This is a genomic window from Pseudoalteromonas sp. SG41-1, assembly GCF_014164575.1.
Taxonomy (GTDB): domain Bacteria; phylum Pseudomonadota; class Gammaproteobacteria; order Enterobacterales; family Alteromonadaceae; genus Pseudoalteromonas; species Pseudoalteromonas rhizosphaerae.
Window position 1 is genome coordinate 21,526 of record NZ_JACJFL010000046.1, and the last position, 15,102, is coordinate 36,627.

General features: G+C 41.4%; 12 protein-coding genes. 5 read left to right on the top strand and 7 right to left on the bottom strand.

Annotation, left to right across the window (positions count from 1 at the left end; translation table 11 throughout):
• The first annotated feature begins 7 nt into the window (after positions 1-7).
• Genes H5203_RS18690 through H5203_RS18710 form a run of 5 tightly spaced genes read left to right on the top strand, consistent with a single transcriptional unit; the run spans position 8 to position 5,283 of the window.
• A complete protein-coding gene (locus H5203_RS18690; protein WP_145241446.1) occupies positions 8-1,615 on the top strand; it encodes an ABC transporter substrate-binding protein in 1,608 nt (535 codons plus the stop codon).
• The gene (locus H5203_RS18695; RefSeq protein ID WP_145241448.1) at positions 1,615-2,649 is read left to right on the top strand and encodes an ABC transporter permease subunit; all 1,035 of its coding nucleotides are present in this window, start codon (positions 1,615-1,617) and stop codon (positions 2,647-2,649) included. The genes H5203_RS18690 and H5203_RS18695 overlap by 1 nt, the downstream gene beginning before the upstream one ends.
• Positions 2,636-3,529 (top strand): ABC transporter permease subunit, encoded by an 894-nt coding sequence (locus tag H5203_RS18700; protein WP_145241450.1) that lies wholly within the window; start codon positions 2,636-2,638, stop codon positions 3,527-3,529. Before H5203_RS18695 ends, H5203_RS18700 begins: the two co-directional genes overlap by 14 nt.
• A complete protein-coding gene (locus tag H5203_RS18705; protein WP_145241453.1) occupies positions 3,530-4,522 on the top strand; it encodes an oligopeptide/dipeptide ABC transporter ATP-binding protein in 993 nt (330 codons plus the stop codon). It begins immediately after the preceding gene.
• Entirely contained in the window at positions 4,522-5,283 is a 762-nt protein-coding gene (locus tag H5203_RS18710; protein ID WP_145241455.1) for an ATP-binding cassette domain-containing protein, read from the top strand. Before H5203_RS18705 ends, H5203_RS18710 begins: the two co-directional genes overlap by 1 nt.
• Positions 5,284-5,650: 367 nt before the next feature.
• On the opposite strand, the gene H5203_RS18715 is transcribed toward H5203_RS18710, so the two are convergent.
• The 7 genes from H5203_RS18715 to tig form a co-directional block, all read right to left on the bottom strand.
• Positions 5,651-6,052: a hypothetical protein gene (locus tag H5203_RS18715; protein WP_145241457.1), complete on the bottom strand. Its 402-nt coding sequence runs from the start codon at positions 6,050-6,052 to the stop codon at positions 5,651-5,653.
• Between the two features lie 177 nt (positions 6,053-6,229).
• Complete coding sequence (gene ppiD / locus H5203_RS18720; RefSeq protein ID WP_182820094.1) at positions 6,230-8,134, bottom strand: peptidylprolyl isomerase; 1,905 nt, start codon at positions 8,132-8,134, stop codon at positions 6,230-6,232.
• A 170-nt stretch (positions 8,135-8,304) separates the two neighbouring features.
• Positions 8,305-8,607, bottom strand: coding sequence for an HU family DNA-binding protein (locus H5203_RS18725; protein ID WP_301562686.1), 303 nt, complete (start codon positions 8,605-8,607; stop codon positions 8,305-8,307).
• 185 nt (positions 8,608-8,792) lie between these two features.
• A complete protein-coding gene (lon, locus tag H5203_RS18730) occupies positions 8,793-11,153 on the bottom strand; it encodes an endopeptidase La (protein WP_145241462.1) in 2,361 nt (786 codons plus the stop codon).
• A 150-nt stretch (positions 11,154-11,303) separates the two neighbouring features.
• Positions 11,304-12,587, bottom strand: coding sequence for an ATP-dependent protease ATP-binding subunit ClpX (gene clpX / locus H5203_RS18735; RefSeq protein WP_145241464.1), 1,284 nt, complete (start codon positions 12,585-12,587; stop codon positions 11,304-11,306).
• Positions 12,588-12,722: 135 nt separating this feature from the next.
• Positions 12,723-13,340, bottom strand: coding sequence for an ATP-dependent Clp endopeptidase proteolytic subunit ClpP (gene clpP / locus H5203_RS18740; RefSeq protein WP_145241466.1), 618 nt, complete (start codon positions 13,338-13,340; stop codon positions 12,723-12,725).
• A gap of 164 nt (positions 13,341-13,504) precedes the next feature.
• A complete protein-coding gene (tig, locus tag H5203_RS18745; RefSeq protein WP_145241468.1) occupies positions 13,505-14,809 on the bottom strand; it encodes a trigger factor in 1,305 nt (434 codons plus the stop codon).
• Positions 14,810-15,102 lie beyond the last annotated feature (293 nt).

Sequence of the window (15,102 nt, forward strand, 5' to 3'; positions counted from 1 at the left end):
TAAACGAGTGTATAAATTATTACTTGGTATCTTAACGGTATGCCTAACGGGTTGCTTAGATACCAAAGAAAAAACACTAGAAGAAAAGAATCAGGGCTTAGTTTATTGCGCTGAGGCTAACCCTGTGTCGTTCAATCCCCAAGTGACGACCACAGGTTCGACGATCGATATTATTGCAAATCAATTGTATGACCGTTTGATCAGTATCGATCCCGTGACTGCTGAATTTAAAAGTGAACTGGCCACTGACTGGAAAATAAGTAAAGACGGCAAGTCAGTTACCTTTACCTTGCGCAAAGGAGTGAAGTTTCATACTACTGCATACTTTACCCCAAGCAGAGAGTTTAACGCTGATGATGTAATCTTTACCTTTAGCCGTTTATTCGATGTGTATAATCCTTATCACTTTGTTGGGGATGCCAATTACCCTTATTTTCAAAGTGTCGGCATTGACCAGCTAATTCGGCAAATTGTTCGCGTGTCCGACTACCAAGTGCGCTTTGAATTATTTAATGCCGAAAGCAGCTTTTTAGCCAATATGGCAACTGATTTTGCAGTGGTTTTGTCTCGCGAATATGCCATGCAATTAAAACAGCGCGACCAAGTTAATCTTTTTGATCAATACCCTGTTGGTACTGGCCCCTATGTTTATAAAGAGTATCGTCGCGATCACTTAGTACGTTATTATCGTAATCCTGACTATTGGAAACACCATGTAGTGCTGGAGCAGTTGGTTTACGACATCACCCCAAATGGCACCACCCGAATTGCAAAAATGCTCACTAAAGAGTGCGATGTAACCGCACACCCAAGTAGCGCACAGTTAAGTATTTTAGCCCAACGCGACGACATTAACGTACAAAAAGAAACCAATCTTAATGTAGGTTATTGGGCGTTTAATACCGAGCGCCCACCATTTGACGATTTAAGAGTACGTCAAGCACTGGCCCATGCCATTGACGTTGAAAAAATCATGCAAGCAGTTTATTACGGCAACGGTATTCGTGCGCAATCGTTATTACCGCCAACATCATGGGCATATCAACCACAAGCTAAACTACCCGGATTTAACCCTGATCTAGCTAAAAAACTGCTTATTGAGGCTGGCCTTCCTAATGGCTTTGATATGACCATTTGGGCTATGCCAGTGAGCCGAATTTATAATCCTAACGCACGTAAAATGGCCGAGCTAATGCAAAGCGATTTACGAAAAATTGGTGTAAACGTCAGTATCGTTGAGTATGAGTGGAACACCTTTATTCAACGCATAGGCGAACACCGCCATGACAGCGTGTTATTAGGTTGGGCTGCAGATACACCGGATCCAGATAACTTTTTTAGCCCGCTACTCAGTTGCACCGCGGCATTTAGTGGTAAAAACCCTGCGAATTGGTGTGATCCTGAGTTTGACTTACTCTTGACACAAGCGCTTGATACCACCGATTTAGCCAAACGAAAAGCCTATTATCAACAAGCACAAGCGATGATAGTGCGTGAACTACCTTTATTACCACTTGCCCACGGTATGCGTTTTCAAGCAAGTAGTGCCGATGTAGAAGGTATTCCACTTGGCCCATTTGGCGCAATTTCCTTAGCCAACGCGAGGAAAAAATAATGGTGTTAAATTATATTTTACGTCGTTTAGGCTTACTGTTATTTATGATGTTTACCTTGAGTGTATTTACATTTTCACTCAGTTATTTATTTCCCGGCGATCCGCTTAGTAATTTAAGTGGTATCAGTAATACCAGTTTTTCACAAACCAGTGAACTACAAGAAAAATATCACTTTAACGATAATTATTTAATGCAATATTTTGCTTTTATTGCGCGTATTGTGCAAGGCGACTGGGGCGTGTCGTTCGCTTCGGGCGACAGCGTATTTACTCATATTATCGAGCTATTCCCAGCCACGTTAGAGCTGAGTATTTATGCGTTAATTATTTCTGTTGTGGTTGGCGTTCCGGCAGGTATCTTGGCGGCGGCCTATCATCGGCGCTGGCCAGATAAACTGGTTAACTCCACGACATTAGTGGGCTACTCAATGCCGGTATTTTGGTTAGCTTTGCTGCTGATCATGGTGTTCTCATTACAACTAGGTTGGTTCCCGATGTCAGGGCGAATGGGCTTACTGTACGAGATCCCCTCCCAAACTGGCTTTATTTTGATTGATATTGTATTAGCAGACTTTCCTTATTCTGGTCTGGCAATGCTTGATGCTCTGCATCATTTAACCCTGCCGACCATTGTTCTGGCAATGTACCCTACCACTGTATTAGTGCGCTTTACACGAGAGTCAATGTTGCATGTGCTTGAGCAAAGTTTTATTAAAACTGCCCGAGCCAAAGGCTTAAACCGTGCCCAATTAATTATGCATCATGCCTTACGTAATGCCTTATTACCGGTTATAAAACAAATTGGTTTGCAGTTTAGTACCTTGATCACTCTGGCGATGATCACCGAGGTGATTTTTTCATGGCCAGGTGTTGGCCGTTGGTTAATTGATAGTATTTATCAACGAGACTACCCTGCTATTCAAGGTGGCTTATTAGCGGTATCGATGTTTGTAATTCTGGCGACTATTATTGCAGAATTAACCTATACCTTGTTCGACCCGCTGTCACGGAATCAAGCGCATGGCAAAGTTTAATTTATTTTCAGAAGAGTCAAACAAATCGCCATTAGCGCGATTTTGGCGCAAATTTAAATCCAATCACCCTGCCTTAGTGGGGTTATGGATTTTTATCGCCTTTGCTATTTTAGCTGCGGCTGCACCACTGATTGCACCATATGGGGTAAACCAGCAACACAGTGATGCGTTACTTATTCCTCCATCGTGGCATGAAATGGGCGATGTACGTTTTATACTCGGTACTGACGACTTAGGTCGCGATGTACTCTCACGGCTTATGAATGGCGCAACTTATACCTTTGGCTTATCAGTCATTGCTGCGCTGATCACCACCATCATAGGTGTGTTAGTAGGCACATTTGCCGGCATTAGCCGAGGTATTCGCTCAAGCTTTTTAAATCATCTACTTGATATAACCTTATCAATACCGTCTTTATTATTAGCGATTATTATTATTGCGATATTAGGCCCAGGCCTGATGAATACCGTGTGGGCAATTATTTTAGCGCTATTACCGCAATTTATTCACTCGGTGCGTAACCTCATCGTCACTGAGCTTAATAAAGATTACATTACTGCATTTAAACTTGATGGCGCATCGAACTGGCATATTCTCTCCAGAGGGATTTTTCCAAATATTTATGAGCATATTGTGGTTATTTTTACTATGGCATTATCAACCGCTATTTTAGATATTTCCGCTTTGGGCTTTTTAAAACTAGGGGCACAACCACCAACCACAGAGTGGGGTGCAATTTTAGCTGAAAATCTGGGTTTAATTTATTTAGCACCTTGGACCGTTGGCTTGCCTGGTGTATTACTCTTTTTAGCGGTGCTGTCGACCAACTTAGTGGGCGACGGGCTACGCCAAGTGCTCAAAGCACGTAAGGCTGACTAAATGCAATTACTTGATATACGAAATCTGACCATAGAGCTGCGCACCTCTGATACCGTTATTCGCGCCGTAGATAGAGTGAACTTGAGCCTCAAAGAAGGTGAAGTACATGCATTAGTGGGCGAATCTGGCTCAGGTAAAAGCTTAATTGCTAAAGCCATTGTGGGTGTATTAAATAAACGCTGGCACATCACCGCCGACCGTATGCATTGGCGCGGTGTGGATCTAATGCGCTTATCAAGCGAACAACGGCGTAAAATTGTAGGCAGTGACATCGCAATGATTTATCAAGATCCTAGTCGTTGTCTTGATCCTACCGCAAAAATATTTGAGCAAATAGCCGAAACGCTCCCAGAAATAACAGGCTCCGGGTTTTTCTTAAAGCGAAACCGTGAACGTAAGGACCGAGTAAAAGCGCTGATCCACAAAGTGGGCATTAAAGATCACGAAAAAGTACTATCGAGCTATCCTCACGAGCTCTCAGAAGGCGTTTGTCAAAAGGTCATGATTGCTATGGCCATTGCTCGTACACCTAAGTTACTGATTGCCGATGAGCCAACTACAGCTCTTGAAAGTACCACACGAGCACAGGTATTCCGGTTATTAAAAAGTTTAAATCAACTTAAAAACATGTCAATTTTAATGATCTCCCATGAACTTGAAGAAATCATTAATTGGTCTCATTGCATGCATGTACTTTACTGCGGGCAAATGGTTGAAGCAGGTCCAACCCAGCGTATTTTTGCCCAGCCTCGCCACCCTTATACACAAGCATTATTAAAAAGCTTACCGGATTATGAGCAAGGGCTTGCCCATAAAGAACCTTTTTATGCACTAAAAGGGACAATCCCAACCTTACAGCATTTACCTATAGGCTGTCGCCTTGGTCCTCGCTGTCCGCAGGCACAAAAAGCTTGTGTGGTAACACCGCCTTTAACTAAACAACATGGTCATAGTTATGCGTGTCATTTCCCTCTCATTAAGGTGATGAAATAATGCAACCTCTGTTAAAAGTGCAAGCCTTGTCAAAAAGCTTTAACCTGCGTGCAGGGTTATTTTCACGTAAGCGTTTTGAGGTATTAAAAAACATCTCGTTTTGTTTAGAGCAAGGTGAAACACTGGCTATTATTGGCGAAACTGGCTCAGGTAAAAGTACCCTAGCAAAATTACTCGCTGGAGCAGACAGCGCAGATGCTGGGCAAATCCTACTCGATGGCAACATCATCGAAAACAAAGGCGTTCGCGATCAGCAATGCCGCCATATTAGAATGATTTTTCAAGACTCCGAAGCCTCGCTAAACCCAGGTTTAACGATCGGCGATATGCTCGACGATTGCCTGCAATATAATACTTCTTTGGATAAAGTAACTCGCGCTGAAAAAATCACCGCAACACTGTCTAAAGTAGGTTTATTAAACGACCATCAGTATTACTACCCACATATGTTTAGTGGCGGTCAGCTGCAACGTGTCGCTCTAGCACGTGCATTAATACTCGACCCTAAGGTTGTAGTACTTGATGAAGCATTATCATCTCTGGACCCTTCTGTACGCGCACAAACCGTCAACCTGCTACTCAAGCTTCAACAGGACACGGGTCTCAGTTATATCTTGATCACTCACCACTTAAGTTTAGTACGCCACATCAGCGATCAACTTGTAGTACTCGATCACGGTGAAATTGTTGAATACGGTAGAACAGAGGATGTATTCCAAAAGCCACAATCAAAAGTCACTCAGAAGTTGCTAAGTTGCTGAAGGTAGAACTTTAAGCGGTAAGTTTTAGCGAAAAGAATTGTATAGGTGCTAGATTCTAGGAAAAGCCAGAGTAGCTCGGCATTAAATTTATCGCGTTGGTTGGCTTGATAGCAACGAAACCCAAACTGCTAAAAGCGAACATATAACAAGTCACTTTAATGCCCGTTCATGGCACAAAAATGTCTAATCTCTAACTCTTTTGTGAGTATTTAATATCTTCTTCTAAGCGTAACGTTTCTTAACCTCTTTGTGAATAATTAAAACAACCGACAATGCAAAGTTTTGATATATAGCAATAAAATATTTTTATGCCGTTACTCAATGGTATAAGCGCGAGATGTCCCGCGCAGAAACAGAAATATACCCGTTAAGCCGGTTGGATTAATGATTCAACAATTTTTAACGCTTTAATTTCATTTTCATCGGTAATACCATCAGCTTCAATGACTTGTTTAAGCAGCTCTAATACAAACTCCCTCATGGATTGATCGACAATATGTGTCATTCGATGCTGAATAAATGACTCGATGTCACCACTTTGCACTGCCAAAACACATTTGCTTGTCATATCAATTATATAGTTATCAAGAGCAATGACAGAATTCCACTCAATTTTATGTGCCCAGGTTTCGACGACTCTCAACTCTTCTTGTGCAATAGAGCCATCAACAGCGACAAATAATAACGCAAGGTCTAACAGTGATTCTTTTTGTAACTGTTCAACACAGATACCCATATCAAAGTTATTTAATAACTGCTCGAATTTCATGATGTTCCCTTAATAATATAGAGGTAATGCTATTGAGCTTATACTAAGTCTGCTAAAAAGTAATCAAAATAGGTTCGGTAGATTGGGGGGGAATTTATTTATACTTGAACTCAGATATCTGCCTGTTAAAAAATAAAAAAAGGCGCCAATGGCGCCTTTTCATTATTTAATTAAGCATTACTCTGTGGCGGCTTGCGCTTTAGGTAAGTTTAATTCTGCATTTGCTTTTAAAGCTTCAATGAATACCATGTAGTTTTTGTTAACTTGGGCCATAGTAATATTTTGCTTAAGCTGTGCGTCAATTTCGCCTTCAACAGTAGCGTTAGTCACTGTTTTAAGTGCTACGATTGCCGCGTCACCGTTGTTTAGGTCAACTTTTTCAACTACTGGTGTGTCAGTTGGGTGTGCCATTTTAAAGGCATGTTGAACGATTGCAGGCGAAACAGTGTAAGCTTGACGGGTTAGTGCCGCTTCTTGACGAAGTTCTAAGCTTTGCTCAGTTACTAGGTCATTTAAGCTCTTGCCAGCTTCAATCTCAGCATACAGCGTTGTTGCTTTTTCTTTCGCAAGCTCTGATGCTTTTTCACTAACTAAACGTGCTTCAATTTGCTCTGATACATCAGCAAGTGCTTTTGTTGCAGCTGGTACATGCTCTTTAACACGCACTAACACAACATGCTCATCGCCCACTTCGATAACCTCAGAGTTCATTTTATCTTCAAGCACATCTGGTGAGAAGATTGCAGCTAATACCGCTGGTGTATTAAGCGGCGCAGGTAGAGAATTACGGTCAACTAATGCTGTTGTTTGTACTTCAACACCGGCAACTTCTGCAGCATCAACTAAGGTATCTGAAATTTCAAATGCAATAGCGCCCATTTCTGTTTGCTTTTCATAGAATGCATTTACTTTTTCAGTACGCTCAAGCTCAGCACGTAAATCAGCTTTAACAGTGTCATACGCTTTTACTTGTTGGCTCTGAATATCAGTTAACTGAATAATATGGTAACCAAACTCAGATTGTACAACGTCTGAAAAATCCCCTTTGTTTGCCAATGCGAATGCCGCATCTTCAAAAGCAGGATCCATCATGTCACGTTCGATCCAATCTAAATCACCGCCCATTTCAGCACTAACGATATCATCAGATGATGATTCTGCTAACGCTGCAAAGTCACCGCCTTGTTGTAATTGTGCTAACAAGTCTTCTGCTTTGGCTTTTGCTGCATCATCGTCTTCACTGTTATCAATTAAGATATGCGACACACGGCGCTTTTCAGGTTCGGCGTATTGTGCTTTGTTTTGATCATAATATGCTTTAACGTCAGCTTCGCTAACATGAGTTTCAAGTGTTAGGTTAGCTGCATTTAAATCAATGTAGTTTACTGATACTTGCTCAGGCGCTAAAAACTGCGACATATTTAGGTCATAGTAATCGGCAATTTCTTGCTCTGTTACCGTCACGTTTTGCTGTAAAGACTCTTTGCTGATCACGACATAGTCAATACTACGCGTTTGCTGTTGTAGCGCAACGGCATTAGCCAATTCGCTATTTAGAGCGAAATCGGTGCCTGCAACCGCTGAAATTAGCTGGCTTCGGGTCATTTCTTCACGTAAATATTCACGAAATGCGTCAGGTTGGAAGTTCATTTGACGGATAACTTGTAAGTAACGATCGTTGTTAAATTGCCCACCAATTTGGAAGTATGGCAATTCTAAAATCGCTTTACGAACACTGTCGTCACTAACACGTAAACCAAGTTCGGCCGCTAGTTGAGTTTGCAATTCTTGTTGTACTAGACGGTCAACGACGCCTTGACGAATTTGTGCCATGTAATTTGGATCAGCAGCAATTTGTGCAAAGTATTCGCCAAATTGTTGCTCTAAACGTGCACGTTCATTTTGGAACGCACGGCTAAACTCGGTTTGGCTAATTTTAACTCCATTTACTTCAGCTACGGGCTGCTCTGTGGTTTGACCTAAGTAACCACCGATCCCTGCTAAGGCAAAAGATAAAATCACCGCGCCTAAAATAATTTTAGCTACCGGTCCTTGTGAACCTTCTCTGATTTTCTCAAGCATTTATTTATCTCTATTCTATTCGAGGCAGAAATCGCCTTGCTTATGTAAAAAAAGCGTATCTTACCAGATACGCTTTTTTACTTGAAGCAGTTGGCGAGAAAGAACGTTAATTAAGCTGTAAAAGCGATTAACTTCTTACACTACCAAACTAACTCACTAAAGAGCAGTGATTAGCTGTTACATGCATCTTTAAGCGCTTTACCTGCTTTAAAAGCTGGGATAGTCGCTGCAGCGATTTGAATTGTTTCGCCTGTTTGTGGGTTACGGCCTGAACGTGCAGCACGTTCACGTACTGAGAAAGTACCGAAACCAACCAATGCTACTGAATCGCCATCTTTAAGAGCGCCAGAAACAGCCTCGATGAATGAATCAAGTGCACGACCCGCAGCCGCTTTAGAAATGTCAGCATCAGCTGCGATTTGATCGATTAATTGAGATTTATTCACAATATCATCCTCTTTCATTGTTATTATCAAGAGCGATTGTTTTTTAAACTAACATCACTATTTTGAAAATTTTAGAGCAAACTTTTTCATGCTCATACGATTGTAATTTTTCTTCAGCCTAGGCCACATAAGGCCTCGGCTTGAAAACCAGTGCTTAACTTATCATACCATCTAGATTTGAAAAGCCCTTTAAAGCACTTTTTTTCGCTTTTTTACTGGTTTTTTGATGTTTCGACTGAAAAACTCTCAACTGGGTGTACTAAAGCCAGTTTTAAAACCTCATCAATCCACGTAACTGGGTGAATATCAAGTCCTGCCAATACATTGTCAGGGATCTCTTTTAAGTCACGTTCGTTAATTTTTGGAATAATGACCGTTTTAATTCCACCGCGATGAGCGGCTAATAGTTTCTCTTTTAAGCCACCAATTGGTAATACTTCACCACGTAAGGTGATTTCACCCGTCATCGCCACATCAGCACGTACCGGGTTACCTGTAAGACTTGATACCAAACCTGTTACCATCGCGGCGCCAGCACTTGGTCCATCTTTTGGAGTTGCCCCCTCAGGTACGTGAACATGAATATCACGTTTTTCGTAAAAATCACTGTTAATACGAAATGCATCAGCGCGATTACGTACAACTGTCATAGCTGCTTGAATCGACTCTTGCATTACATCGCCTAGTGACCCGGTGTAGCTTAGTTTACCTTTGCCTGGTACTGCGGCACATTCGATGGTCAGCAAATCACCGCCCACTTCAGTCCACGCTAAACCTGTAACTTGGCCAATGCGATCGCCGTCTTCAGCTTTACCATAATCATAGCGCTGCACACCTAAGAAATCTTCAAGGTTGTCAGCGTTAATAGTGACTGTTTTAGTGCCTTTTTCAAGCAAGATATTCTTCACCGCTTTACGGCATAACTTAGATATTTCGCGTTCTAAGTTACGTACGCCCGCTTCACGGGTGTAATAACGAATAATGCCGATGATTGCACTGTCTTCGATGATTAATTCGCCATCTTTTAAGCCATTGCGCTTAACTTGTTTAACAATTAAATGCTCTTTGGCAATATTCAGCTTTTCATCTTCGGTATAACCCGATAACCGGATCACTTCCATCCGATCCAATAACGGACCAGGAATGTTAAAGCTGTTTGATGTAGCAACAAACATTACGTCAGATAAGTCATAATCGACTTCTAAGTAATGATCCGCAAAATGGCTATTTTGCTCCGGATCAAGTACTTCAAGCAGTGCCGATGCAGGATCGCCACGCATATCTGATGACATTTTATCGATTTCATCTAACAAGAATAATGGATTTTTAACGCCCACTTTACTCATGTTTTGAATCAACTTACCTGGCATTGAACCTATGTAAGTACGACGGTGACCACGAATTTCTGCTTCATCACGAACACCACCTAATGCCATACGAATATACTTACGCCCTGTAGAGCGAGCAATCGATTGACCTAATGACGTTTTACCAACACCCGGTGGACCCACAAGGCACAAAATTGGCCCTTTGAGTTTATTGGTACGCTGTTGCACGGCGAGATATTCAATGATGCGTTCTTTGACTTTATCAAGACCGTGATGGTCGCTGTCTAAAATCTTTTGTGCGCCCGCTAAGTCTTTTTTCACTTTCGAACGTTTTTTCCATGGCACATTAATTAATGTGTCTATGTATGAACGCACAACCGTGGCTTCTGCCGACATCGGCGACATCATTTTAAGCTTAGCAAGTTCAGAGTTCGCTTTTTCTTGCGCGTCATTGCTCATACCTGATTCTTCAATGCGCTTTTTCAGTGCTTCGAATTCATCTGGTACGTCGTCAAGCTCGCCTAATTCTTTTTGAATGGCTTTCATTTGCTCATTGAGGTAATACTCACGTTGCGACTTTTCCATCTGCTTTTTAACGCGGGTACGAATTTTTTTCTCAACTTGCAGTAAATCAATTTCACCTTCCATCAACGCCATTAAATATTCAAGACGTTCTGTAACATTGGTGATTTCGAGTACTTTTTGCTTTTCAGGCACTTTCAGCGGCATGTGCGCTGCCATAGTATCGGCAAGGCGCGGCGCTTCATCAATGCCACTGACCGAGGTTAACACCTCTGGTGGTATTTTTTTATTTAGCTTTACATAGCCTTCAAACTGACTGATGGCACTGCGAATAAATACATCTTGCTCTTGCTCATCGATTTCTTCTGAACCAATAAACTGCGCATTAGCAACAAAAAAGTCTTCATTATCAATAAAGCTTTCTAGTTTTGCTCGCTGTGTGCCTTCAACCAGTACTTTGACTGTGCCATCAGGTAGTTTAAGCAATTGTAATACCGTGGCTATGGTACCAACACGGTAAATATCATCTTGCTCAGGCTCATCCACGGTCGCGTCTTTTTGCGCAACAAGGAAAATTTGTTTGTCTTTATCCATTGCCGCTTCAAGGCATTTTATTGATTTTTCACGGCCTACAAAAAGCGGGATCACCATGTGCGGATATACCACGACATCGCGCAGTGCTAGCACCGGGATTTCGACTCGATCTGTTCTCTCAAGCGTCATTATTTTTCTCTTCGCTCTTCATTTATTTTAAAGATTACTCAAGTATATGGGGATAACCTAAGTAAAGTTCAACAATTTAACGCAACTGGATTAAATAAATTATAAAAAAAGGAGCACTAGGCTCCTTTTTATTATCAAAATGAGTAAATTTTACTCAGACGCTGCTTTATCTTGGCTAGCGCTTTGATAAATCAAAATAGGATCTGATTCACCTTTGATCACGGTTTCGTCAATCACGACTTTACTGACGTTTTCCATTGAAGGAAGTTCGTACATAGTATCGAGTAACACCGCTTCAACGATTGAACGAAGACCACGGGCACCTGTTTTACGCTCCATCGCTTTATGAGCGATAGCACGCAGTGCATCATCACGGAATTCAAGTTCAACGTCTTCCATACCAAATAATGCGCCGTACTGTTTCGTTAAGGCGTTTTTAGGCTCATTTAATATTTGCACTAAAGCCGACTCATCGAGTTCAGTTAACGTTGCCACAACAGGTAAACGACCGATGAATTCTGGGATCAAACCATATTTTACTAAATCTTCTGGCTCAACATCTTTAAATGTTTCACTTAAAGAACGGCTCGCCGCAGATTCTTTTACGTTAACCCCAAAACCGATACCGGTATTTTTATGGCTACGCTGCTCGATCACTTTATCAAGACCAGAGAATGCGCCACCACAGATGAATAAGATTTTAGAGGTGTCTACCTGTAAAAACTCTTGCTGTGGGTGTTTACGTCCGCCTTGTGGTGGCACAGATGCCACAGTACCTTCAATTAGTTTAAGCAGTGCTTGTTGCACGCCCTCACCAGATACATCACGAGTGATCGACGGGTTATCAGATTTACGTGAAATTTTGTCAATCTCATCAATATAAACAATACCACGTTGCGCTTTTTCTACATCGTAATCACATTTTTGTAGCAACTTTTGAATGATGTTTTCAACATCTTCGCCCACATAACCAGCTTCAGTTAGTGTGGTTGCATCGGCCATTGTAAACGGCACATCTAATAAACGCGCTAACGTTTCAGCTAATAATGTTTTACCACTGCCGGTTGGGCCAATAAGTAAGATATTACTTTTGCCTAACTCAATATCCGTTTTACCGGTTTGATTACGCAAACGTTTGTAGTGATTGTAAACCGCTACTGACAGTACTTTTTTGGCGTGATCTTGACCAATAACATAATCATCTAAATGATTACGAATTTCTTTTGGTGCAGGCAGTTTATCAGAGGTATTGTGCTTTGGCGCAATGTCTTTGATCTCTTCCCTGATAATGTCGTTGCATAGCTCAACACATTCATCACAAATGTATACTGAAGGGCCAGCAATTAACTTACGAACTTCATGCTGGCTTTTGCCACAAAAAGAGCAGTATAACAATTTATTACTTTTGTCGCCGTCTGTAGGAGTGTCAGACATTCAGCTACCTCATCTTATTCGTTGGCTGCCAAACTACTTAGCAGCTATTTTAATACGCTTAACTATACCAAAAAATATTGGTTTTCACAGTGTAAACAGCTCAAGCTAGCACCGTTAGTTACCAGCTTGTATTTGTTACTTGCTGTCGCGACTAGTAAATACCGCATCAACTAAACCATAATCAACAGCTTGGCTGGCGCTCATGAAGTTATCACGGTCTGTATCTTTTGAAATCACATCTAATGGTTGGCCGGTATGCTCTGCCATTAAACGGTTTAGTTTATCTTTAATAGACAAAATTTCTTTGGCGTGTATTTCAAAATCAGATGCTTGACCTTGGAAACCGCCTAATGGTTGGTGGATCATCACGCGTGAATTAGGTAAACAATAACGTTTACCTTTTGCACCAGCAGTCAATAAAAATGCCCCCATGCTCGCCGCTTGGCCAACACAAATAGTGCTTACATCTGGTTTAATGAAATTCATAGTGTCATAAATCGCCATACCCGCAGTCACTGAACCGCCCGGCGAATTAATATATAAAAAGATATCTTTTTCTGGGTTTTCTGATTCTAAAAATAGCATTTGCGCTAAGATCAGATTAGCCATGTTGTCTTCAACTTGACCTGTTAAAAAAATGATTCGCTCTTTTAATAGTCTCGAATAAATATCATACGAGCGCTCGCCTTTCGCTGTTTGTTCAACAACCATAGGTACTAATGCATTGAGTGGATCTGTAATACCAGTGTTCATATTTATCTAATTCCTTATGCGCTTATACTTATCCTTATTATAAGGAAGCATAGTTATTTTTTGGCGAAATTGAAGGCCACAAACTAAAATGGCTCGGGCACACTGCATAATACAGAGTAACACGAGCCATTTAATCGTTAGCGAGGGCTTAAGTCAATGACTTATTAAGCACCTTGCTGTGGATTCATGATGTCATCAAATGCTTTTTCAACGTCAGTCACATTTGCTTTAGCTAAAATAGCTTCAACAGCTTGCTCTTCCATTGCTACATTACGCATTTGTTGCATAAGTTGATCATTTGCTTTGTAGTATTCTACAACTTCAGTTGGATCTTCGTATGCAGAAGCCACTGTTGCAATTAATGCTTCAACTTTTGAATCATCAACTTTGATCTCGTTCGCTTTAATTACTTCACCTAATAATAGGCCAGTCTTAACGCGTGTTACTGCTTGTTCATGGAACAATTCTGCTGGAAGCTCAGGCATGTTTTTAGCGTCGCCACCAAAACGTTGTGCAGCTTGTTGACGTAGTGCATCAATTTCTTGATCTACTAGGGCTTTAGGCACTTCGATTTCGTTGTTAGCTAAAAGACCTTTAATTGCTTGGTCTTTCACGTTAGCTTTAACCGCTTGGTCAAGTTCACGTGTCATGTTCTTTTTAACTTCTTCTTTAAGAGCGTCAACACCGCCTTCAGTTACACCAAACTTAGTTGCGAATTCTTCGCTAAGTTCAGGTAGCTCTTGCGCTTCAACTTTCTTCACTGTGATAGTGAATTGAGCTGCTTTGCCTTTAAGATTTTCAGCATGGTAATCTTCAGGGAAAGTTACGTCAGAAACAACTTCCTCGCCTGCTTTTTTACCTACGATGTTATCTTCAAAACCTGGGATCATACGACCTTGACCAAGTTCTAATGGGAAGTCTTCAGCTTTTCCGCCTTCAAATACTTCACCGTCGATAGTACCTACGAAATCAACCGTTACACGGTCTTTTTCGCCAGCAGCCACATCAACTTCAGCCCATGATGCATGTTGCTTACGAAGTGTTTCTAGCATGTTTGCTAAATCTTCATCAGTAACTGATACAGCTGGTTTTTCTACAGTAATTTTATCTAAACCTTGAACTTCAACTTCAGGGTAAACTTCAAATGTTGCTGAGAACTCTAAATCTTTACCCGCTTCAAGTGCTTTAGGAGCAAATGTTGGTGCGCCAGCTGGGTTAATTTTTTCAGAAACGATTGCTTCGATGTAATTACGTTGCATTAATTCACCAGCAACTTCCTGACGAACTGCGCCACCGTAACGTTTGTTGATTACAGACGTTGGTACTTTACCAGGACGGAAACCATCAATACGCTGGGTTTTAGACAGTTGTTGTAAGCGTTTTTTTACTTCGGTCTCAACGTTCTCTGCAGGAACGGTGATGGTCAGACGGCGCTCAAGGCCTTGAGTCGTCTCAACAGAAACTTGCATGATATACCTCAATCTTCAATTTTGGCGACTGTTCGCCTTCCTTACAAACACGGTAATCACTATGCGTTTTGGCACGTTTAAAGTCATTTAAGCGACTTATCAACCCCATCTTCACTATAAGATACCAATGCTGCTCTGCCCTTCGGGCACTATGTTAAACAATAGACGCGGCATTATAACCTAATATTTATGATAGTCGAGTCTAGGGGGCAATTATTTGGTCAGATAGCGGATTAAGCAAGCATAGCGAATGAAAAGTAGGCGTTTTAGCTATCAGCTATCAGCTATCAGCT